The sequence below is a fragment of the Nostoc sp. DedQUE04 genome (assembly GCF_034530995.1).
Lineage (GTDB): Bacteria > Cyanobacteriota > Cyanobacteriia > Cyanobacteriales > Nostocaceae > Nostoc.
Genome location: NZ_JAVRCA010000055.1, coordinates 34,835 through 56,757 on the forward strand (window position 1 = coordinate 34,835; position 21,923 = coordinate 56,757).

Genomic DNA, 21,923 nt, shown 5'->3' on the forward strand with positions numbered 1-21,923 from the left:
TGGGCATTGGGTATTAATTATTCTCCCCTGCTTCCCACTCCCCACTTCCCTATGCTCCATTTTCCACTACAGGCTACTCTTGGGTTCTTAAAGCTTGGGCTGCAAGATAGACTTTCGTCCATTCGCCTAGCACTTGATGGGTTTTGAGTTTTAACTGTTCGGCTATGGCTTCTATTGAATTACCTGCTCTGCGCAAATCTAAGATTTGCCGCCCTAGAGGAGTCAATTTTTCATCAAGTTGCTGCCATTGGTTTTGGGTTAATCCCAAGTTATGTTCTTGCAAGGAAATTGAGAGCCAGTTGTCTACGAGTTCTGGATTGCCTTTGAGGGCAAAAACACGTACAGCATGGTAACTAATTTTTTCTCGCAAACGGTAAACTTCTTTAGTCTGCTTATTCAGTTTTTTGGCGATCTCTTCTTGGGACTTACCTTGTAGATACAACCGTAGCCATTCCACTGCTTCTGTGCCAAGATTTTCTTGTAAATAATTTTCAAATTCTTTTTGTACTGACTGGCGCAGCCCCTGTTGTTCCTCTAGTTGTTGTGCTTCAATATATTCTGCGATCGCCTGACTATCGACTAAGTTAACTCGATTGTCACTGTCGTCTGTAAGAACTTCTTCTGAGACTAGGCGAACCAGATCACGCCCTGGCACTTGGGTTAAACCACCGCGCTGAGTGCGACGCAAATAATTTACAAATCGATAAGCTAATAGGGGTTGATTCCTTACTGGCCGCAAACAATATTCTTCTAAACTAGCAAATAGCAGAGCATCTCCCAATCGTCTATCACTTGTATATTTGGCAATATCAGCCATTTGCTGTTGCATCTGGCTGTCGTTTTGCAGTAACTCTTGGAGTACTTCTTGTAATACATCCATTACACTACGCTGGCGATCGCGGCTGAGGGAAACCCAAGTCTGAATTTTATTCCGTAATGTTACTAAACTCCCCAATCGGGTTATCAAGTTGCGATAAGCACGTTCTCGCCCCAACCCCAAGTAGCGTTGACGTAAAATCCTCCAGCGATATTCCATCGCTTGCTTGGCGATATCTAGTTCTTTAGGATTATACAGATCGAACCGTTTTGAGTCAGATCCCAGCAGCCAGAGAATAATGCTTTGCCTTGCGGCTTCATTTTGGTCTGGACATTCCACAGCCAAGCGCTTTTGCCAATCTAGAGCCAGTTTTTCCACATCTATTGTCATAATGAGATTGCATTCCTCGAAACTCAATTTTGAAGTTTGCATTACAACCCCCATTCGTCCCACCTAATTGTTTAACTGGCAGCTGCCCCAGATTTCATGAGTTTCATGAAAATAGCTCAGTGATTCTACTTTTATTACGTCTAGATTCACTAAAATTATGCAGAAATTTCTACATTGATGTTTTACTTTTACTTTAAAAAGTCCAAACCTACTATGTATCAAGCATTTGGGGCATTCTGCCAATTTAAATTTTTTGTAAAGTTATGTTTTTTTAGTTGAGAACAGAAATCTGCTTAAAGTGTGGAGGATACACCTTTCACAAAATGGATCGGGTAAATCTGACATTTTGTAACAGATCCGAGGAACGAATCTAATTTAACTCAAAGTTGGACGTTATTCCACTAGTATAAGTTTCGACTCTGTACAAACCCTTACTTCATATAATATTTAGTTTAATCTCAATATACTTAGAGGTTGTTTGAAAAGTCGCAAAGTATACTACAAACCCCACTTCCAAACCTCTCCCCGTTGGCGTTAGCCTGCCGTTAGGCAAGCGGAGAGAGGCTTTGAAACCCGCATTCCCTTGTAGGGAAGGGGGGCTAGGGGGGTTAGGTTTCTGAGACTTAAATGTTACCAAAAATACTTTTTAAACATCCTCTTAGTGTTGATGAGATTTTGCCTTGGAAGATTCCCTAATCCCTCTGAAAAAATTGGCTGAATTCCCTACTTTTGAAAGAGGATCGGGCTTTCACTGAATCGTATTAAGTTATATTTTGTAAAATTTATTGATTTAATTAAGTGTATATACGGTAATTAGCGCTTCAAAGGATTTTTGGAAATTTGTTGTATAAAATGATAGCAGGGATTTATAAGTAAATTTATCTTTTTTAAACTAGCTTCAGTCACAACTACACCTTTCATATTGGTAAGTTATTCTTAAAGCTTTTATATTTCTAAAAATGAACAGTCAACAGTCAATATTGGTTTTGACTATTGACTCTGACTGTTGCTTTCTTTCTGCTTCAAAATTCAACTTATGCAAAATCTAAAAACAGAAGGAATGTAATCCTCTAAAGTTTTGATAGTCAGAAGCCTGACAAAAAACTTCTCTTTAAATTCATTTATGGGAAGTTTTTGTTTTGAATTCCCCCGCAGGAAGTTAAATCTATCGATTGTTCGATCTAACAATGGGATTTTCTACAGATTCTCGATAACCTTGGACTTGTTCTGTATAACCAATTGGTAGAACAGCTTCAACGTTTTCATGGGGACGAGGAATAATCACCCAAGATTCAAGTGTACCGCCGTAAACATTTTCTGCGGCTTCAACACCGGCAGCCATAGCGGCTTTTACTTCAGAAACATCACCACGAATATTAACTGTAAAACGAGCGCTACCTACTCTGATATAACCAACAAGGGTAACTCGACCAGCTTTTACCATAGCATCTGCTGCTGCTAGCACCGCAGGAAAACCTTTAGTTTCAAGTGCTCCAACTGCCTGTAATGACATTATTAATCTCCTGTATGAACAAACTGGGGGCTACAAGTTAATTGTACGAAGCTTCGCTACAGATTTTGATAGCAAAATTGCTTAGAAGATGCGGAAAGGTTCTGATTCTTCGGTGAAATGGATTGGTAATATGGTTTCGACATTTTCTGGGGGATTGGGAACGATGTAGTAGGTAATTACTGTACCAGCTTTTACTTCCTCACCCGCTACGATTCCGGCTTCAACAGCTCTATTTACTTCAGAAACCTGTCCCCGGACGGCGACTAACAAGCGAGCGCTCTCCGCTTGACCATAATACACAATTGTAACTGCGGCAGCTTTGACCATTGCATCTGCTGCTGCTAAGACACTCGGAAAACCTAAAGTTTCAATTACGCCAACCGCCATTGGCATGGCATTAGCTCCTGGATTAAGGGATAAGCGATTTTAATTGTACGTGGCTTTAGTCCCAATTTTGACATTTTGGGAAACTTTCTTTGATGCCATATTTTTTGGGGGAGTAGAGACGCGATTAATCATGTCTGTTGGGAGTTAGAATATTTTGATAGTCCCTGCCTTATGTTTTATATATATATTACAAATAATATATTACAAATAATACTTCAGCATCTTAGGTTGTGTAACTTTATTGTTTAACAAAATTAGTTATGGGTGGAAGCAAACTAGTACCGCAAGGCAGAATTAAAAATTAAAAATTAAAAATGAATACAGTATAAGCATTTCATTGATTTGGAATGGGTGGTTTATTTCCACCGTGTTGTACTAGTACGATAAACTGAAATTTATGTTTCCGAATTTTCTTCCTACGGCAGTTGGGCAACTTACAGAACCTACTTCGATCGCACTAGCTCGGAGTATTCAAACAACTGCGATCGCTACTCCTTTAACTAATCAAGCAGTTACCACAACATTTGTCAAGCAAGGGTGTGGTGGAACTCCAATTTTATTAATTCACGGCTTTGACAGTTCTGTATTAGAATTTCGGCGGCTTTTGCCACTACTTTCTGAAGATAATGAAACTTGGGCAGTGGATTTGTTGGGTTTTGGATTTACAGATAGACTTTCAGGAATTGCCTATAGCCCAATTGCAATTAAAACCCATCTTTATTATTTCTGGAAAAGCCTAATTAACCAACCTGTAATTTTAGTAGGCGCTTCGATGGGCGGTGCCACAGCGATTGATTTTACATTGGCTTACCCAGAAGCGGTAAAAAAGCTGGTGTTAATTGATAGTGCGGGGTTAGCGGGTGGTTCGCCATTGAGCAAATTCATGTTTCCCCCGTTGGATTATTTAGCAACTCAGTTTTTGAGTAATATGAAGGTGCGCGATCGCGTTTCTCGCATTGGATACAAAAATCAAACTCTTGCCTCTATTGATGCACTATCTTGTGGCGCATTGCACTTACAAATGCCGAGTTGGAATCAAGCTTTGATTTCTTTCACTAAAAGTGGTGGTTACAGTGCTTTTAGATTCACAGCCATATCAAAAATTGTGCAACAAACACTAATTTTGTGGGGCGATTCTGATAAAATTTTGGGTATTAAGGATGCCATGAGATTTAAAAGGGCAATTCCACACAGTACTCTTAAGTGGATTCAAGATTGTGGTCATCTCCCACACTTGGAACAACCACAAATAACTGCCCAGCATATTTTAGATTTTCGAGTTGAAAGATAGCCCAACTTTCAATAATTTTTCTCTAACGCCGATCTAGAAAGTTTTTCATCTGTTGCTAATGGCTTCTGTCATAGCTACTATTTTTCTCTTTAATTGTGTTATACCAATTCAATTAATGATTGCAACACATCCTGGGGTAAAGACGCGATGAATCGCTTCTCTACAGACGATCTATTTGTCGCATTTTTTTTCAAATTGGTATTACTTTTACAGAATTTTAGGAAACTCTGTAGCTACGATCGCAAACCTGTTTTGTAAAAAGATAGCAGTTTATTACTTAGTAGGTAGACATGAGATTTTTATATGAGTAAATCAGATTAGTATGGGCATCACAATACATGCCTTACAAGCTCAAAAGATTTATACTTGCACTTGGTAATTTAGGTTTAATTCATCTCCTGTTGTTCCCCGGATACCCCAGTTGTGTTTTGGGGTTTCTGTAATCGTGATTTCTATATCTATAGGTGCAATTGCAACTTGTTCAGATAAGCAAGAAAACAACAACCTAATTAGTTTCTTTTTCGTTTCAATAGTGCGTCCCTCAAACATACTAATCTCAATGATGATGTATTTCTCTGAACGTCCTAAAGGGTAGATGAAATCATCGGTTTCTAGAGGAAAGAACCGATGGACACGCTTATCTTGAGGATATACTAGAGCTTCAACAACACAAGAATGAATTGCGTCAGAAATGGCACTGCGATAATGACGGATAAATGAAGCAGTGCCATAGATTTTGATTTGTACCATTAACCTTTAACTAAGTGATGAACTGACTCTAGTCAAGTAACCACATCTCATTAGAACTATCAGGATACTCATTCGGCTGATTTTGTGGTTGATTTTGAGCGAGTGTTTCTGATGACCGATGTGATTTTTTGTAGTTAAGTGGATTGTAGTGGTCTTTTACTGGTCTGATCGCGCTAGTTTCTTTGACAACAAGTTTAGATTTCTTTTGTACTTTTTGTTCTACTTTTGGCTCTGCTTTTTGTTTTAAAGAATTAATTTCTTCTATAAGCAGGGAATTTGCTTCTGCAAGTTGCAGTGCTGTTTTTTTGGTCTCATCAAGTTCTTTTGTTAGCTGTTCTAGTAATGATTTTTGTTCTGATACAAATGTTTTTTGTTTAGATAATTTTGATTGCAAATCAGCGACTTCTTGTTCAAGAGATGCTTCTTTTTTGTGGCTTGTTTCTAGATTACTTGTCAACTCTTTGACATTTGCTTCTAAATCAGCTTTAGTGGGACTTGTGCGCTTAGTAGAAGTTGGCTCAAGTGTTTGTGCTGACGATTCTTCATCAGATGCAGCCTGTTCTTCGGCTATTTTTTCGGCTGTAACCTCGATCGCAGATTCACCTTCTGGGGGTGTAAATTTTTGTGCCTCTTCTTGTAGTAAGTCAGAGAGACTTTGTTTCCTAGCCATTATTATTTTCTCCAATCACGCTGTAATTCATCAGCTGCACGGCGGTAGTCTAATTCCGCCTCCCGTGCATTTCCGCCTCGCCATTGAGTAATCGCTACACCTTCAAGTGCTGCTCGTTCATGAGCTTTATAGGCACGGATGAAGGTATTACAAGTAGGAATACCTAAGCGAGTCAGAGTGTTTTTTGCTTCTTGTGCTTCCCCCAGACTGCGCGTATCGACTTTGGTGAGCAATACCCGATGGGGGGTTCCCACAGGGATGACGGCTTCCTTGACTGTTTCCACGAGGATTGCTAAATCCATTGCAGATGGGGGTGTCGGCAAAACTAGATAATCTGCGATCGCAACTACCGCCACTAATGCTTCAGAGCGTAGCGCGGGAGGTGTATCCACCACTACTAAATCGTAACCTGTTATCTTTGCTAAATCACCTAAAAGTGCGGGATCTGTTTCTTGAGATAAATCAAATCCCATTCCCTGCTGACTGCGCCCAAACCACCAACTGGCAGAACCTTGAATATCTGCATCAATCAGCAGCACCTTTTTTTTCTTCGCAAAGTTTGCAGCCAGATTGACTGCGGTAGTCGTTTTACCGACTCCTCCTTTACCGTTGAGAATAGCGATGATTTTTGGCACTGCTTACTTCCGATGCTGCCTTTTGTTAGCGGTAGCGGGGCGTTTAGCCCGTGCTGAGTTAGGAGTGCTGAGTGCTGAGTTAGGAGTAGAGACGCGATTAATCGCGTCTGTACAAGAGCGATTAATCGCGTCTGTACAAGAGTTATTATTATCCTCTTTATCTTCTTTTTCAGTTCCCAGTTTCCAGTCTCTAGTCCCCAATGATGAATATACCGCTTTCTGTAACCTTAAGTAACATGAAAAGTCGTAACAATAAAATTCAGAAGCCATCAACTCCACAAAATTCTATGACAACAACTTACAATCTGCCCGATGGGCCTCAAATGCCACGCTGGTTACGGATGATCAAGTTTATTACTCAGCCAGTGAAATATGTGGATGATTTTGCCCAAATCTACGGTGACACTTTCACGATCAGGAGTAATCGCTCTGATAACCATCTTGTGTATTTTAGTCAACCCCAAGCGCTTGAGCAGATTTTTACTGCCGATTCCAGGCATTTTGAGGTTGGCAGGGGGAACATAGGACTAAAATTTTTACTTGGCGATCGCTCTTTTATGTTAGCGGATGGCGATCGCCACCAGAGGCAACGGCAATTATTAGCTCCTCCCTTTCATGGCGAAAGAATGCGGGCTTACGGCGAGGAAATTCGGGAAATCACCCGACAGGTGACTAATGAATGGCAAATTGACAAGCCTTTTAAGATCCGTGAGTCGATGCAAGAAATTACCTTGCGTGTTATTTTACGGGTTGTATTTGGTTTGAATGATGGAGAACTGTTTGAGGAACTGAGGCGATCGCTAAGTGACTTACTAGACTTCATCACTTCGCCCATAATGTCCAGCGCCTTCTTTTTCCAGTTCATGCAAAAAGATTTCGGTGCGTGGAGTCCGTGGGGTTGGGTTCTGCAACAACGGCAAAAAATCGATCGACTGATTTATGCTTTACTTCGAGAACGTCGGGCTGAATCTGAACAAAATCGTCAAGATATCCTAAGTTTGATGATGGCGGCTCGTTACGACGATGGTCAAGGGATGTCAGATGAAGAATTACACGACGAGTTAATGACGCTGCTAGTTGCGGGACATGAAACCACCGCTTCAGCATTGACGTGGGCTTTTTACTGGATCGATCGTTTACCAGAGGTGCGTGAGAAGTTGCTAAAGGAACTCAACACCATTGGAGTTAACCACGATTTGAGTAGTGTAGGTAAATTGCCGTATTTGACAGCAGTTTGCCAAGAAACACTACGACTTTACCCAATTGTCATGACTGCTTTCCCTCGGATTGTGAAAACCCCAATTACAATTATGGGCTACGAACTGCGAGAGGGAACGGTAATAATCCCCAGTATTTATTTAGCGCATCATCGGGAAGAAGTTTATCCCCAATCCAAGCAGTTCAAACCAGAACGCTTTTTAGGAAGACAATATTCACCTTATGAATATTTACCCTTTGGTGGCGGTAATCGTCGTTGTATTGGAATGGCATTTGCCCAGTATGAAATGAAAATTGTCTTGGCAACTGTTTTATCAGAATTTCAAGTTTCGCTAGTGAATAAACGTCCCGTGCGTCCTGTGCGCCGTGGGTTAACTTTAGCTGCACCAGCCGGAATGCGGATGGTTGCAACACCTCAAGTTAAGCGTGCAAATACAGCAGCGTTAGTTTAGGCAACTAGGGTGAGCATTAAGATGCCCACCCTAACTTCGCAATTTGCTAAGATTATCAAACCATCTCGTATCGACCAAGAGACACTTACATGAAAAAATACTATGTACTAAAAATTTATGCACATTATCAGTCGTGCAAGACTTGTTGAGTTTTGGGAAAAGCACTCTAATGCACAAACTAGCCTGCGGTTATGGTACAAACTGACATCTGTAGCGGAGTGGCAGAACTTGGTAGAGTTACGCCAAACTTTTCCCTCAGCCGATCCAGTCGGTAATTTCACAGTTTTTAACATAAGTGGTAATAATTATCGACTTATTACTTTAGTAGATTACAAATGCCAAAAAGTTTTTATTCGCCATATATTGACACATGCCGAATATGACAAAGATGAATGGAAAAACGATTATTGGTTCGCTTGATGATAACTATTCTTTTGGGGTAACAATTTTACAAATCATTTTTAGGCATTGAAGCCCTCAGATATAATTAATTAAAATCCCCTATTAAGGACTGAAACTCTCAGATATCTGAATACTAATATGAGCATAAGTGTTTGAATTCCAATTAATCAAAATCCCTATTAGGGATTGAAACAATCAGATATCTAGCAAAATGACTCCTAAAACACCTGTTACTAAAGCGTATATTGAATTACTCAAATCATTTCCTCCTCGTCCCGTAACTTCCGAGGAAGAATTGCTGGCTACGCAAGAAGTCATTGATTCCTTAATTGATAAAGTTGAATTAACACCAGATGCACAAGATTATCTCAATGTTTTAGGTACTCTGGTTTACGAGTATGAACAAAAACATCATTCTATACCTGATATTCATGGTGTAGAATTACTTCAAGCAATGATTGCCGAATTTGGTTTGCGACAGAAAGACTTAATTCCTATCTTTAAAACCGAGTCTATTGTATCTGAAGTCTTGAGTGGACAGCGCAAGCTAACAGTTAATCACATTAGCAAACTTGCAGAGTTTTTTCACATTTCGCCAGCTGCTTTTTTTGAATCATAAGAGGAAAAAATTTACAAATTCTCATTGCATTCCAACTTTACAGCAAGGCAACTGATGTAGCAAGATGCATTTAAGTTCCTTTCGTCCCCCATCTCGAAGTGGGTAGGAGGCAATGCATAATTAGCAGTATTTCTTTAACGGCGATCGCAGCAATTTAAATCAAAGCACTTACCGCATCTTTGAACCAGAATCCCACTCATCAACTCCAAACACTTCTACGTTCCCAATATTCGGCGACTCTTTTTTCCCATTGCTGCCAGTAATCTTTAATCGCTGCTGGTTCAAACCAAAATACCTCAGCTGGCATCTCTGGAATTGCGACTACTAACAAAGCATGATTTAGCTGAATGCCATAATCTCGATAATAGTTGTTAATTGCTCCAATGTATGCTGTAATTTGCAGTGGATGTTCGTATAAATGCTCGATTGAACCTTTAGGTTTGTCTGCTGTTTTCCACTCGCAAATACAGGGAATGCCTTGATAGCTGGCAATACAATCTACTTTGCCAGAATAGCTCAAATCGTAATGAAAAACGGAGCCTTCTACAAGTTTCACTGTGTCGATTTCTGCTAAAACTGGCTGAATACTTTCCCAGTAAGGGCGACTGTTTTCGGGACAAACAGGATTTTGTCCCAGGAGGTAGCGCTCAATTTGTTTGTGTGTTTGGGTTCCCCGACGACTGGCGTTTGTAGATATGCGGGTGGCTTCTTCTGTTCCTACACGCGCTTTCCAATTTAATAATCTGTCTCTGTCTGCTTGGGGTTTGGTGACATTAAGTATTGTGGTGACGCTAGGGAAGCGGTTTCCCTTGGCATCTACATAATATTGTTTGCCATTTTCTCTCAGGGATTTACTATTAATTTGAGGTAGCATTTGTAATTCGTAATTCGTAATTCGTAATTAAGAAAGTAGCGATTAGAAATCGCAGTTCATCTTGCACACAAGTAAAACTTTGGATAATCGCTCTTGTTATAGTTGTGCTAATGCTTCATCAATATTTAGAGGTATTTCATGTTCTACTGCCTTCATTGCTAAGATAAGTCCTTGATCCTCAATAGCTTCTAGCAAGCGTAGATAGTCATCAAAATCTATGACTACTTTGCGGATATTACCTTCCATATCAGTAATCAGTTCTTGAGCAAAAGGGTATTTATCAGCTTGCATTTGGGTTGTGATTTTAATAGTCATACTATGACTTTAGCGTTATTAGCGTAACGCATCAGTTAAAGGTTTTGGTGCTTTAGGCTAGGCCATAACACAACGCCAGTCCGCTCAAGTCAAGAAACCCACTCTTAGCAGAGGGTTAACGTTAAAAACTGTGTCTGCACAGACAAAATCAAGAAATGTGATGATCGGGCTAGGCTAGAATAGCTTTCAGTGGAATTTCGGTTGTTATTCATAAAATTATGGAACCTGTAACACTAACGGCTGTTGCAACTGCGATCGCTACTATAGTTTTAACTAAAGCCTTAGAAAAAACTGGCGAAAAGCTTGGGGAAGCAGGGTTAGAAGCAAGCGGTAAATTAATCGCACAGCTACGTAATAAAAATAAATTGCCTTTGTTAGCAGAGGCGACACCAGAAAATACACAGCAGCCGTTAGATTATGGCAAAGCGGTACTAGAGTTGAAAGCCGCAGCAGAAGCCGATACCGAAATTGCTCAATCAGTGCGGGACGTGGAAGCAGCAGTAAACGCCGATCCTCAAGTAGCGTCAAAAGTCCAAGCTTTAGCAAATGGGCTGAACTCACAACCAGCAACCATCATTAATTCTACAAAGTTAGCTGAGTCTATTAAAAACGTCTTTCAAGGAAATACTTTCACTGGTACTAATATTTTCTGACTGCATTCGCCTGGAGGAGAACAGGTAAAGTCAAATCTCGCTACCGAAATACCGCAAAATTTGCCCTTAAGTGGGGTGGTGGAGTTTGTTGGACGTGAAGTGGAATTGCAAAATCTCCACCAGCTTTTACAGGAAAACGAACAGGTGGCGATAGCTGCTGTTGCTGGGATGGGTGGAGTTGGTAAAACGGAACTTGCCCTACAATATGCCAGGAATCACCGCGAAACTTACAAAGGTGGAATTTGCTGGTTGTTGGCAAAAGTTGGTGATGTGGGCACTGAAGTTGTGGAGTTTGCCAGAACTCATCTTGATTTAAACATACCAGAAGGTTTGGATGTCTTTGCCCAAGTGCGATACTGCTGGCGGCATTGGCGTGAGGGCGACGTGTTGCTAGTGTTAGACGATGTTGGGGAATTTCAGCAGGTTAAGCCTTACTTACCCTCGTCATCTTCCAGGTTTAAAGTGTTGATTACCACGCGCCAATATTTAGGAGCATCTATTAAGCAATTATCTCTGGATGTATTGCAACCAGAAGCGGCGCTGGAGTTATTAAAGTCATTTTTTAAAGAAACACCACAGCGAATTGAGCAAGAATTAGCTGTGGCAAATCAGTTGTGTGAGTGGTTGGGATATTTGCCTTTGGGTTTGGAATTAGTGGGGCGATATCTCAAGCGCAAAGTAGACCTTTCTTTAACAGAAATGTTGCGACAGTTGGAGAAAAAGCGACTAGAAAAACCCGCTTGGGATAAACCAGAAGGCGATATGACAGCACAACGGGGTGTGTTAGCAGCCTTTGAGTTGAGTTGGCAAGAATTAAACGACGATGAAAAGCAGTTGGGCTGTTTATTGAGTTTATTTGCCGCCGCGCCTATAACTTGGGATTTGGTAGAACAGTGTTTACCAGAGGAAGACGAGGAAGAGTTAGAGGAAATTCGGGATGATAAGTTATTGAATTTGCATTTACTCCAGCGCAAAGATGAGGGAATTTACCAATTGCATCCACTGTTGCGCGAGTTTTTCCAATATAAGCTTACAGATTTAGAACAGGCAGAGGAATTAAAGCGATCGTTTTGCGGGCTAATGGTAGCAGTTGCTAAAGATATTCGTCCAGAACCCATACTTGAGCAAATTAAGGCTGTCACTCCAGCAATACCTCATGTGGCAGAAGTGGCAAACAATCTCATTCAATACGTCAGCGATGATGATTTAACTTGGGTATTCACTGGCAACGCTTGGTTTTACAATGGTCAAGGATTGTATGATAAAGTTGAACCTTGGTATGAACGGTGTCTAGAAATTACTAAAAAACGCATCGGGGAAGAACATCCCGATGTCGCCTCTAGCCTCAACAACCTCGCAGCACTCTACCAATCCCAAGGTAAATATAGCAAAGCTGAACCCTTGTACATCCAAGCTTTAGTACTCACACGCAAACTGCTGGGAGAAGAACACCCAAATGTTGCAATTAGCCTCAATAACCTAGCGGAACTCTACCGTTCCCAAGGCAGATACAGTGAAGCCGAACCTTTGTACATCCAAGCTTTGGCGCTCAAGCGCAGTCTGCTGGGAGAAGAACATCCCCATGTTGCACAATGCCTCAACAACCTCGCTTTACTCTACAAATTCCAAGGCAGATATAGCGAAGCCGAACCCTTGTACATCCAAGCTTTGGCGCTTAGGCGCAGTCTGCTGGGAGAAGAACATCCCCATGTTGCTTCTAGCCTTAACAACCTCGCGTTCCTATACGAATCCCAAGGCAGATACAGCGAAGCCGAACCCCTTCTCATCCAAGCTTTAGTACTCAGGCGCAAACTACAAGGGGAAGAACATCCTCATGTTGCCTCTAGCCTCAACAACCTCGCGGGACTCTATGAATCCCAAGGTAGATACAGTGAAGCTGCATCCTTGTACATTCAAGCTTTAACACTCAGGCGCAGTCTGCTGGGAGAAGAACATCCCGATGTTGCCACTAGCCTCAACGACCTCGCGGTACTCTACTACTCGCAAGGCAGATACAGCGAAGCCGAACTCTTGTACATTCAAGCTTTAACACTCAGGCGCAGTCTGCTGGGAGAAGAACATCCCGATGTCGCCTCTAGCCTCAACAACCTAGCGAACCTCTACTGCTCCCAAGGCAGATACAGTGAAGCTGAACCTCTTTTAATCCAAGCTTTGGCGCTCAGGCTCTGTCTGCTGGGGGAAGAACATCTCTATGTTGCACAAAGCCTCAACAACCTAGCTTTACTCTACTGCTCCCAAGGCAGATACAGCGAAGCTGAACCTCTTTTAATCCAAGCTTTGGCACTTACGCGCAAGCTACTGGGAGAAGAAAATCCTCATGTTGCCTCTAGCCTCAATAACCTCGCGGGACTCTATGGATCCCAAGGTAGATACAGTGAAGCTGAATCCTTGTACATTCAAGCTTTAACACTCAGGCATAAGCTCCTGGGGGAAGAACATCCCGATGTTGCTACTAGCCTCAACAACCTCGCCGCATTCTACTACTCCCAAGGCAGATACAGCGAAACTGAACTATTGTACAGCCAAGCTTTAGATATTTTTGAGCGATGCTTAGGAATGAATCATCCTCATACTGTAACTGTGCGTGAAAATTTAGCATATTTACGCGATTCTTTTACCTCAGAACAGTAAAATTCATGTTCCCAACCTCATCAATTAAGCTTTTATCTGCAAGTTTCGCGTTCTAAACGAGAACATTCCTGTTTTTAGTGAGAACGTTTCTGTTTCAAATGAGAATGTTTTTGTTCTAAACGAGAACGTTCTTGTTTGAAGTGAAAATGTTCTTGTTCCAAATGAGAACGTTTTTGTTTTAAGTGAGAACGTTCTTGTTCCAAACGAGAATATTCTTGTTTTGAGGTGGAATGATGGTGTTATGAGGGCGTAGGCGTAGCCCGTCAAAGACATCGCTCTTAATTTAGATTGTAAACCGAGAGGCGATCGCCTTTAATAGTTGAGAGATAATTGTGATCGCGATCGCTTTTTGAGCCACAATGGATAGAACGATAGGGAGTCCATAGAAGAAACAATAGCTAAAAAGAAACCAAATCAGGAGAAGGCTTGATGCAATCAGCATTACGCATTGAAACTAAAGTGTTACCAGGCAACAAAATTGAAATCACCTTGCCTGACGATACACTCTCAACCTCTGTAGGACAAACTATTGAGGTAATTGTCCTGATACCACAAAAAACGATACTAGAAGGACAATCGATTATCCACCTGCTTGAAGAAATCCACAAACAGCGTCCTGTTGGCAGAAGTGTAGAAGAAATCAATCAAGACCTCGAAGCAGAACGAGATGCATGGGAGAACTAATTCTACCAGTTGTGATTCTAGATGAGGTACTGACATCATTCGTGAGCGATCGCTTTTATGTGTTCGTTGATAATGGAGAGCGATGTCTGCGACGGGCTACGCCTACGCCGATTACAAAATAAGCATTATTCAAGTAAATTAAATTTCTATTCGCTTCTTAACTTTCTGTCAAAAGTTACTGTTGGACTACAACTATTATGTTGAGCGATGCCTGCGGCGGGCTGCGCCAACGCGCCGATTAAATAGTCGGATAAATCTGCCTTTCCCTGATGAAATCGCTGTCATACTTGATAAACTAAAGAGCGATTTTCTAACTCAAACACTGAACATTGCAACATTAACTCTATAGTGTTGCTAATTTCTTCCTTACTAAATTCATAGGGCTTTCCCCGTAAAACCCAAACCAACTCACAAAGAACTATATTTGCTACAAAACATTGCTCTCCTGATTCGATAATTTCAGCAGCTTGTTTCCACTGCTTTTCATCATCTTTTGTGAGGTAGCGCACTAAAATATTCGTATCAACTCCAATCACTTGCGCCTTCTTGGATTGCTGCTTCCATTTCTTCTAAAGTTGCACTTTTCATCGCCGGACGATGTAAAATGCCGGACAGAGTTTGAACAGGAACATTGAGTGGAATTAGTTTAACTGTCCCATTTTCATCAATGACAAAATCAACCTTACTACCTATATCAAGATTAAGATAATCCCGAATTTCTTTAGGAATAATTACTTCTCCTTTGGTGGTGATGGTGACGCTAGCCATTACGTTTCCTGACATAAATTATTTACCTAAATATAACGTTTATTGGCAGATCAACACAGCGAGCGGTATAAATAGAGTCTTTTCTCCGCGTTCCTCTGCGCTTCCCTCCGCGTCCCTCTGCGTTAAAAAACAATCTCCTCCCTCATCCTCTCTTCCAGCACATCCAATAACCCATCCACATCCTTCCCAACTTGCTCAAAACAAATCGGTGGCGCTGGTTCCGGTGCAAACTGAATTAACTTAATTTCCCCCTTCCCAATCCCAATCATCACAACTTCCACATCCGGCTTGTGATTCTCAACAATTCCCAAAATTTCCTGAAGCCGATTATCAACCTTAATATTTAAATTCTCTATCTGCTCTTTCGGACAATAAACAAAATGCGGCGTTGGTTGCAAATCAATACCAACAGTACCCTGACTGTCACCATTTGCTAACCACAATCCCCAAAACAGCGCCGCTAACTCTTGCTGATTTGCTTTGACAAACTTATCCAACTGGCGACGCCACTTAGTATCACCTGATTCTGGTTGACTATTACCAAAAAACATAAATAATTCGTAATGAAGACACAGACAATAGGCGAAATTTATCTCAAACCTGACTGTACGCGCCAGAGGCCGGAATAAATACCGTCTTTCTCTAGCAATTGTTCATGGGTTCCTGATTCTACTAATTTCCCATGTTCCATGACATAAATGCAATCAGCATTGCGGATGGTGGAAAGACGATGAGCGATCGCAATTATAGTTCTATCTACTGTAATCCGTTCTAGCGATCGCTGGATTGCTGCTTCTGTTTCATTATCTACTGCCGAGGTTGCTTCATCTAAAATCAGAATTGGGGGATTCTTTAAGACTGCACGGGCGATCGCAATCCGTTGTCTTTGTCCACCAGATAACTTTTGTCCTCTTTCCCCGACAATTGTCTCATAACCTTCGGGCAATTCAACAATAAATTCGTGCGCCTCGGCTATCTTCGCTGCCGTGATAATTTCTTGCTCTGTATTCTCAAAGCTACCATAAGCAATATTCTCTGCTACAGTGCCATGAAATAGAAAGACATCTTGACTCACCAAACCAATACAACGGCGTAAATCTTGCAAATTCAAACTTTGCAAATCAATGCCATCAACAGTAATGTTTCCAGCTTGCACCTCATACAACCGCAATAAGAGTTTGACTAAAGTGCTTTTACCAGAACCAGTAGAACCAACAATTGCAATAGTTTTCCCCGCCGGAATATCCAAAGACAGATTTTTAATTACTGGAAATCTATCTTTATAAGCAAAATAAACATTGTTAAATTGCACTTCCCCGCGTACTTCATTTACAGGTAACGCCACATCACCTGTATGAATGGCGATAGGAGTATCTAATAAATTCATGACTCGATTAGTAGAAGCCATTGCCCTTTGATATTGGTCAAAAGTTTCGCCTAATCTAGTTAAAGGCCACAGCAAGCGCTGGATTAAAAACACTAATACGCTGTAAGTACCTACAGACATGGCTCCCGAAACTGCTGCCATTCCGCCATATAAAAGTAATGCTGTAAAACCCACCAAAATCAGCATCCGAATTAACGGCACAAAAGCAGCAGAAAGAGTAATTGCTTTAGAATTACTGTGACGATAAGCGTCACTATCTAATTCCAAACGATAGGCTTCATAAGCTTCAGATGTGAAGCTTTTAATAGTAGTAATTCCGCTGATATTGTTTGACAACCGCGAATTGAGAAAACCTACCTTTTCGCGGACATCAGCATAGCGAGGCGCAAGTAGCCGTTGATAGGCAAAAGAACCCCAGAGGATAAATGGCATCGGAGACAAAGCCATCCACGCTACACTAGGAGCCAGAATAAAGAAAGCAGCGCCAATAATTAGAACCGTTGCAGAAACTTGGATGATATCATTTGCTCCCCCATCCAAAAACCGCTCTAATTGGTTAATATCATCACTGAGGACAGACATTAAACCGCCAGTGCTGCGTTCTTCAAAATAAGCCAATTCCAACTCTTGCAAATGTTTGTATGCATCCAAACGCAAGTCATGCTGAATATTCTGAGCCAAATTCCGCCAAAGTCGAGCGTAGGCGTACTCAAAAACCGATTCTAGTATCCAAATGATGACAGTCAGGAAGGAAATAATCAAAAATTGTCCAAAGACATCCCGCACCCCTAACTGTGCAATTATGGAATCCTGTTGCTTAACTACTACATCCACCGCGATACCAATTAAACCGGGTGGTGCTAAGTCGAAAAACTTATTGAGGATAGAATAAATAGTCGCCAGCCAAATTTGTTTACGATACTGGTGTCCATACTCAAGCAAACGTTGGAGAGGATGCGCTGAATGTTTACGCCTTCTTGATGCCCGATGAGATTTTAATGCAGTAGCCACGGTTTTTTGCGGTTTCGTGTGACTGATATTACCACGGAACAAAGTCTTGAGTCCTAAGTCCTGAGTCTGAAGATTGATTCAGACAGACTAATGAGAAACTAGTAACTGAGTTTATTCAAAAGCTAGCTGGGGCGCAGGGGGAGAATAAGAAATAACTAATGACAAATGACAAATAACAAATGATACCAATTTTATATGAAGCGCTATGAACTCAAAGCAACACTGAAAGTACCTCGGCCCATAAGCAAAAACCAGGTGTAGCCGGCTGTGAGCCTTTTTAAAAAACATTCTGGAAGTTCGTAAAAGTCCAGGACAACCAAAAACAATTTCCCCAGAGGTGCGATCGCTCATTGCCATCACTTCTTCTAACTCAGTAGAAATATATAAAATTGCCGCACCGCGATCGCTATTTTAAATTCTTCAGCACCATTCGTTGTTGTCGCTGTTGGTGTTGTCTGATTACTGCAAGCTTGCAGCAGTAAGCTGGTAGTAAACCCTGCTGAACCTAGCAAGATAAATTCACGCCGACTAAAGTTTGTTGTCATACCTCGCCTTCAGATAGCTATTTGAGTTATTTCAACACTCTAAAGTCGTAGGTGGTACTTTGGAAACAATTTCTGTGGGATTTCTTTAAGACGTGATAAATCGCCGTCTCTACAATAATCAGACGCAATAAATCGCCGTCTCTACAATAATTAGTTTTTTGTAAAAACGGCGATTCATTGCGCTTCTTACCTTATCCTGCATTTTCATCAGATGCTTGTTCTGCAACATTTTTCAAGCGGCTCGATCTGATTTTGCGGGTGCGATCGCTATAGCGAACACCACCCGCCATCCCATATTCGCGGCTGTCTTTGCCGTACTTGATCGCAACCACCATCAGCATTTTTTCAGAAAGCTCACTCAAGTTTTTTTCCATCTCTTCAATTTCAGTTTTAGAAGAGTCAACCACAGACAGAGCAGTATTATAAACATCAATTTTGCTGCGTAACTGGTCGATTGACTCAACTAATTTTTCTAGACTATAATCTTCATCAAATTTGACGCTTGGAACAATCGATTTTAGTCCGGCGGATCTTAACTGAGCTTTTTCTAAAACACGGGATGTGCGTTTTTTACGAGACATAAAATTACTCCTTTAAGATGCTCTTAGAGCTAGCTTGCCTCAATTAAACTGCGTTTCGGTTCAGTAAAACTCGCATTTTTTTTACTAAAGTTTTTGATTGATAACAGTAATTTTTCGGGACTTAATTACTAGATGTAAGTATTTATAAGCTCCCATAAGTTCTGTAGCAGCTTCCATAAGTTCTGTAGCAGCTTCCATAAGTTCTGTAGCAGCTCCCATAAGTTCTGTAGCAGCTCCCATAAGTTTTGTAGCAGCTCCGGTAAGTTCTGTAGCAGCTCCGGTAAGTTCTGTAGCAGCTCCGGTAAGTTCTGTAGCTGCTTCCATAAGTTGCGAAGCTGCTCCCATAAGTTGGGGAGTGCGTAGGCAAAAATCTTGTAAGCGATCGCTTTATTCTATAAGAAAGACCGATATAGGCGATCGCAGTCTGTAGAAAGTCATTATTAAACGAGGTTAGAATTTTCAAAATCACTCAAGATTTCTTCTGGTAAAGGATCGTTGAAATCTGGTGCAATAAACACTTTACCTTTATCTAAGCCTGGAATGCGAGGAGAACTGGTATTCGTAAGAGCAACTAAACGTGCAACTGGAATCCCCTGTTCAGCAATCACGACTTCTTCACCGAGCAATACCTGACTCAGAAGTTCGCTAAATTTGGCAGTTGCTTCGGCAACGTTGACAGTAATAGTCATCTGCCTTGGTAATTAATTCCTAATATTCTTTACGATAACACTGGATGAGTGGGCGATGCCTACGGCGGTAAACTACGCAGTTTATGGAAAAGCGATCGCCTAGTATTATGTAGGAAAGACCGATATAGGCGATGCCTACGGCAGTAAACTACGCAGTTTGTGAGAGATAGTGCGATCGCTTATTGTGGAAGGGCGATTGCCATTATCATACGAAGTGAGAACTTTCAAAATCACTCAAAATTTCTATGGTAGTGTGGACTCGGTTCAGCAAAATAAGAATACTTTATGCGCCGAGACTCGATATTTTACAAACTATTTCAACAATCTCCCACGTTATTATTTGAATTATTGACCAATCCGCCAACAAATGCTAGTGCCTATCGATTTGACTCAGTAGCAGTTAAAGAACCGAAATTTGAAATTGACGGCGTATTCCTCCCACCAGAAAATGCAGGTGCAGGAGTAGTGTATTTTTGTGAAGTCCAATTCCAAAAAGATGAACAGCTTTACGAAAGAGTATTTGCTGAGTCCTCACTATATTTTTACCGCAACCGTGAGAGATTTAGCGATTGGCAAGTAGTCATAATTTACCCATCTCGCAGTCTGGAACAAAGCCAGATTTATCCCCATCGCTCATTGCTTAATGGCGAACAAGTGCATCGAATATATTTAGATGAATTAGGGGATATTCGTACCTTACCTTTATGGGTAGCGCTGATGGTATTAACGACAATTAACGAAGAACAAGCACCAGAACAAGCCAGATATTTATTAACTAGAACTCGGCAAGAAGTATCATCACCCACAAGTCGCGCCATAATAGAGATGATTACGACGATTATGGTGTACAAGTTTGAGCAATTAAGTAGAAGCGAGGTAGAGTCGATGCTGGGAATCACACTCAAGGAAACGCGAGTTTATCGGGAAATTAAGGAAGAAGGGCGCGAGGAAGCAACAGTGAATCTAGTTATGCGACAGCTAAAAAAGCGATTTGGCGAACTGACTCCAGAAATGCGTTCTGCCATCACTGGTTTACCTTTACCTGTTCTGGAAGACTTGAGTGAAGCATTGTTAGATTTTACCAGTGTGGCTGATTTACAGTCGTGGTTAGCAGAACGATAAGTCCACTCTTCTGTAGGTGCTGCTAAGATAGAAGCGATCGCATTGCTTAACTTTTAGATAGTCGCTTACATCTATAGTTTAACGATGAGCAACTGCAATGCCGAAAAGTAATATCATGAACACCGCCAAACTCAGCACTGATGGCATTCACCAAGTTGTTATTTTACCGGAAGATTGTCAACTTACTGGCACAGAAGTCTATATCAAAAAAATTGGTAACGCGATCGCTCTCATTGCCAAAGATAACCCCTGGCGATCGCTCATTGACACTCTAGACAATTATCTGTGATGATTTTATGATTAATTGCGATCACTAACTCATCGACACCAGAGAGAATTGGGTTGAGTAGTTGTAAAAGGCGATCGCACTTCGCTTAAAACTGTAGATCCTGCATCCCCTTATACCAATTGACCAAAATCACGCTACAGATGCAAGTTAAATCTAACTCTCTTAAATTACAAATTACGAATTACGAATTACGAATTACGAATTAAAAATTATTTCCACCATCGCGCCACATCCACAATCGCACGAGCAATTTCTACCGTTGCTGCTTTACCACCTAATGCAAAGATAACTGGAAACAATACCTTGATATCTTGCAGCAAATTAGGGCGAGTGCGAAGGGATAGCTCATGAAGTGTATCTTGCCAAAGGGGAAAAAGTTTCGTAGATGGCATTTGTGATAAACTGTCAGCTAAGGCACTCAAGGCTTCGGCACGAGAATGCTCATGCTGAATCGCCCTGGCAGCAGCAAGGGCTTCTGGCAATAACTCTGGTGGCAGTTTCTGGGCTAAGACACTCAAGGCTTTGGCACGATTTGACTCAGACTGTATTGCCCTGGCAGCAGCAAGGGCTTTTGGCAACAACTCTGGTGGCAGTTTCTGGGCTAAGGCACTCAAGGCATAGGCACGATTTAACTCAGACTGCATTGCCCTGGCAGCAGCAAGGGCTTCTGGCAACAACTCTGGTGGCAGTTTCTGGGCTAAGGCACTCAAGGCATAGGCACGATTTAACTCAGACTGCATTGCCCTGGCAGCAGCAAGGGCTTCTGGCAACAACTCTGGTGGCAGTTTCTGGGCTAAGTCACTCAAGGCATTGGCACGCTTTGACTCAGACTGTATTGCCCTGGCAGCAGCAAGGGCTTCTGGCAATAACTCTGGCAGTTTCTGGGCTAAGGCACTCAAGGTATAGGCACGAAAATCGTCATAGTGTATTGCCCTGGCAGCAGCAAGGGCTTCTGGCAATAACTCTGGCAGTTTCTGGGCTAAGGCACTCAAGGCATTGGCACGAAAATACTCATCCTGAATCGCCCTGGCAGCAGCAAGGGCTTCTGGCAACAACTCTGGTGGCAGTTTCTGGGCTAAGTCACTCAAGGCATTGGCACGCTTTGACTCAGACTGTATTGCCCTGGCAGCAGCAAGGGCTTCTGGCAATAACTCTGGCAGTTTCTGGGCTAAGGCACTCAAGGCATTGGCACGAAAATACTCATCCTGA

27 protein-coding genes and 2 pseudogenes are annotated in these 21,923 nt (G+C 41.6%); 11 read left to right on the plus strand and 18 right to left on the minus strand.

The genetic code is table 11. From position 1 onward, the window contains the following. Positions 1-73: 73 nt before the first annotated feature. The 3 genes from RM049_RS28960 to RM049_RS28970 all read right to left on the minus strand — a co-directional run bounded on the left by RM049_RS28960 (position 74) and on the right by RM049_RS28970 (position 3,113). On the minus strand, positions 74-1,261 hold the full coding sequence (locus RM049_RS28960) for a HetZ-related protein 2 (RefSeq protein WP_322671544.1): 1,188 nt from the start codon (positions 1,259-1,261) through the stop codon (positions 74-76). A gap of 1,111 nt (positions 1,262-2,372) precedes the next feature. Further along, positions 2,373-2,720 (minus strand): carbon dioxide-concentrating mechanism protein CcmK, encoded by a 348-nt coding sequence (locus RM049_RS28965; RefSeq protein ID WP_322676799.1) that lies wholly within the window; start codon positions 2,718-2,720, stop codon positions 2,373-2,375. Positions 2,721-2,801: 81 nt separating this feature from the next. Beyond that, a complete protein-coding gene (locus RM049_RS28970; protein ID WP_322690840.1) occupies positions 2,802-3,113 on the minus strand; it encodes a BMC domain-containing protein in 312 nt (103 codons plus the stop codon). Positions 3,114-3,504: 391 nt separating this feature from the next. On the opposite strand from RM049_RS28970, the gene RM049_RS28975 reads away from it, so the two are divergent. Further along, on the plus strand, positions 3,505-4,398 hold the full coding sequence (locus RM049_RS28975) for an alpha/beta hydrolase (protein WP_322706636.1): 894 nt from the start codon (positions 3,505-3,507) through the stop codon (positions 4,396-4,398). A gap of 360 nt (positions 4,399-4,758) precedes the next feature. On the opposite strand, the gene RM049_RS28980 is transcribed toward RM049_RS28975, so the two are convergent. From RM049_RS28980 to RM049_RS28990, 3 genes are read right to left on the minus strand one after another with little or no spacing between them, the layout of a single operon-like run. Beyond that, complete coding sequence (locus tag RM049_RS28980; protein WP_322671547.1) at positions 4,759-5,148, minus strand: tautomerase family protein; 390 nt, start codon at positions 5,146-5,148, stop codon at positions 4,759-4,761. Between the two features lie 28 nt (positions 5,149-5,176). Beyond that, positions 5,177-5,818 carry a hypothetical protein gene (locus tag RM049_RS28985; RefSeq protein WP_322706637.1) on the minus strand — a complete coding sequence of 214 codons (642 nt, stop codon included), beginning with the start codon at positions 5,816-5,818 and terminating at the stop codon, positions 5,177-5,179. A gap of 2 nt (positions 5,819-5,820) precedes the next feature. Then, positions 5,821-6,453, minus strand: a complete 633-nt coding sequence (locus RM049_RS28990) for a ParA family protein (protein ID WP_322671549.1) — start codon at positions 6,451-6,453, stop codon at positions 5,821-5,823. Here RM049_RS28990 and RM049_RS28995 point away from each other — a divergent pair. The 4 genes from RM049_RS28995 to RM049_RS29010 all read left to right on the plus strand — a co-directional run bounded on the left by RM049_RS28995 (position 6,440) and on the right by RM049_RS29010 (position 9,144). Next, the gene (locus tag RM049_RS28995) at positions 6,440-6,688 is read left to right on the plus strand and encodes a hypothetical protein (protein ID WP_322706638.1); all 249 of its coding nucleotides are present in this window, start codon (positions 6,440-6,442) and stop codon (positions 6,686-6,688) included. The two genes, RM049_RS28990 and RM049_RS28995, sit on opposite strands and share 14 nt — an antisense overlap. A 52-nt stretch (positions 6,689-6,740) precedes the next feature. Continuing rightward, entirely contained in the window at positions 6,741-8,123 is a 1,383-nt protein-coding gene (locus RM049_RS29000) for a cytochrome P450 (RefSeq protein ID WP_322706639.1), read from the plus strand. A 117-nt stretch (positions 8,124-8,240) separates the two neighbouring features. Continuing rightward, the gene (locus RM049_RS29005) at positions 8,241-8,543 is read left to right on the plus strand and encodes a type II toxin-antitoxin system HigB family toxin (RefSeq protein WP_322706640.1); all 303 of its coding nucleotides are present in this window, start codon (positions 8,241-8,243) and stop codon (positions 8,541-8,543) included. 193 nt (positions 8,544-8,736) lie between these two features. Further along, the gene (locus RM049_RS29010) at positions 8,737-9,144 is read left to right on the plus strand and encodes a transcriptional regulator (RefSeq protein WP_322706641.1); all 408 of its coding nucleotides are present in this window, start codon (positions 8,737-8,739) and stop codon (positions 9,142-9,144) included. Positions 9,145-9,343: 199 nt separating this feature from the next. Here the strand turns inward: RM049_RS29010 and RM049_RS29015 are convergent, their stop codons facing one another. Both RM049_RS29015 and RM049_RS29020 read right to left on the minus strand, forming a co-directional pair. Next, positions 9,344-10,018: a PD-(D/E)XK nuclease family protein gene (locus tag RM049_RS29015; protein ID WP_322706642.1), complete on the minus strand. Its 675-nt coding sequence runs from the start codon at positions 10,016-10,018 to the stop codon at positions 9,344-9,346. 96 nt (positions 10,019-10,114) lie between these two features. Next, positions 10,115-10,333, minus strand: a complete 219-nt coding sequence (locus tag RM049_RS29020) for a hypothetical protein (protein WP_322690835.1) — start codon at positions 10,331-10,333, stop codon at positions 10,115-10,117. Between the two features lie 218 nt (positions 10,334-10,551). Here RM049_RS29020 and RM049_RS29025 point away from each other — a divergent pair, with 218 nt between their 5' ends. After that, the gene (locus RM049_RS29025; protein ID WP_322706643.1) at positions 10,552-10,986 is read left to right on the plus strand and encodes a hypothetical protein; all 435 of its coding nucleotides are present in this window, start codon (positions 10,552-10,554) and stop codon (positions 10,984-10,986) included. 60 nt (positions 10,987-11,046) lie between these two features. Further along, positions 11,047-13,638, plus strand: a complete 2,592-nt coding sequence (locus tag RM049_RS29030) for a tetratricopeptide repeat protein (RefSeq protein WP_322706644.1) — start codon at positions 11,047-11,049, stop codon at positions 13,636-13,638. Positions 13,639-13,712: 74 nt separating this feature from the next. Here RM049_RS29030 and RM049_RS29035 read toward each other — a convergent pair whose 3' ends face one another. Then, complete coding sequence (locus RM049_RS29035; protein ID WP_322706645.1) at positions 13,713-13,841, minus strand: hypothetical protein; 129 nt, start codon at positions 13,839-13,841, stop codon at positions 13,713-13,715. Between the two features lie 226 nt (positions 13,842-14,067). On the opposite strand from RM049_RS29035, the gene RM049_RS29040 reads away from it, so the two are divergent. Next, positions 14,068-14,322: a hypothetical protein gene (locus RM049_RS29040; RefSeq protein WP_322706646.1), complete on the plus strand. Its 255-nt coding sequence runs from the start codon at positions 14,068-14,070 to the stop codon at positions 14,320-14,322. Then, entirely contained in the window at positions 14,310-14,444 is a 135-nt protein-coding gene (locus tag RM049_RS29045) for a hypothetical protein (RefSeq protein WP_322706647.1), read from the plus strand. The genes RM049_RS29040 and RM049_RS29045 overlap by 13 nt, the downstream gene beginning before the upstream one ends. Positions 14,445-14,468: 24 nt before the next feature. On the opposite strand, the pseudogene RM049_RS29050 reads toward RM049_RS29045, so the two are convergent. From RM049_RS29050 to RM049_RS29085, 8 genes and pseudogenes are all read right to left on the minus strand, one after another. Beyond that, positions 14,469-14,858, minus strand: a pseudogene (locus RM049_RS29050) (PIN domain-containing protein). Then, positions 14,845-15,090 (minus strand): AbrB/MazE/SpoVT family DNA-binding domain-containing protein, encoded by a 246-nt coding sequence (locus RM049_RS29055; protein ID WP_069069158.1) that lies wholly within the window; start codon positions 15,088-15,090, stop codon positions 14,845-14,847. Before RM049_RS29055 ends, RM049_RS29050 begins: the two are co-directional and overlap by 14 nt. Positions 15,091-15,212: 122 nt before the next feature. After that, positions 15,213-15,641 (minus strand): hypothetical protein, encoded by a 429-nt coding sequence (locus tag RM049_RS29060; protein ID WP_322706648.1) that lies wholly within the window; start codon positions 15,639-15,641, stop codon positions 15,213-15,215. 38 nt (positions 15,642-15,679) lie between these two features. Next, positions 15,680-17,488: an ABC transporter ATP-binding protein gene (locus tag RM049_RS29065; protein ID WP_322706649.1), complete on the minus strand. Its 1,809-nt coding sequence runs from the start codon at positions 17,486-17,488 to the stop codon at positions 15,680-15,682. 365 nt (positions 17,489-17,853) lie between these two features. Beyond that, complete coding sequence (locus RM049_RS29070) at positions 17,854-18,033, minus strand: hypothetical protein (RefSeq protein WP_322706650.1); 180 nt, start codon at positions 18,031-18,033, stop codon at positions 17,854-17,856. 191 nt (positions 18,034-18,224) lie between these two features. After that, entirely contained in the window at positions 18,225-18,614 is a 390-nt protein-coding gene (locus tag RM049_RS29075) for a hypothetical protein (RefSeq protein ID WP_322706651.1), read from the minus strand. Positions 18,615-18,698: 84 nt separating this feature from the next. Continuing rightward, the gene (locus RM049_RS29080; protein WP_322706652.1) at positions 18,699-18,959 is read right to left on the minus strand and encodes a hypothetical protein; all 261 of its coding nucleotides are present in this window, start codon (positions 18,957-18,959) and stop codon (positions 18,699-18,701) included. A 95-nt stretch (positions 18,960-19,054) separates the two neighbouring features. Then, on the minus strand, positions 19,055-19,303 hold the full coding sequence (locus RM049_RS29085) for a type II toxin-antitoxin system Phd/YefM family antitoxin (RefSeq protein WP_322690824.1): 249 nt from the start codon (positions 19,301-19,303) through the stop codon (positions 19,055-19,057). Between the two features lie 285 nt (positions 19,304-19,588). On the opposite strand from RM049_RS29085, the gene RM049_RS29090 reads away from it, so the two are divergent. Together RM049_RS29090 and RM049_RS29095 are read left to right on the plus strand one after the other, a co-directional pair. Next, positions 19,589-20,425 carry an Rpn family recombination-promoting nuclease/putative transposase gene (locus RM049_RS29090; RefSeq protein ID WP_322706653.1) on the plus strand — a complete coding sequence of 279 codons (837 nt, stop codon included), beginning with the start codon at positions 19,589-19,591 and terminating at the stop codon, positions 20,423-20,425. Positions 20,426-20,522: 97 nt separating this feature from the next. Continuing rightward, on the plus strand, positions 20,523-20,714 hold the full coding sequence (locus RM049_RS29095) for an AbrB/MazE/SpoVT family DNA-binding domain-containing protein (RefSeq protein ID WP_322706654.1): 192 nt from the start codon (positions 20,523-20,525) through the stop codon (positions 20,712-20,714). Positions 20,715-20,923: 209 nt separating this feature from the next. On the opposite strand, the pseudogene RM049_RS29100 reads toward RM049_RS29095, so the two are convergent. After that, a pseudogene (locus RM049_RS29100) lies at positions 20,924-21,923 on the minus strand (hypothetical protein); the annotation flags it as partial.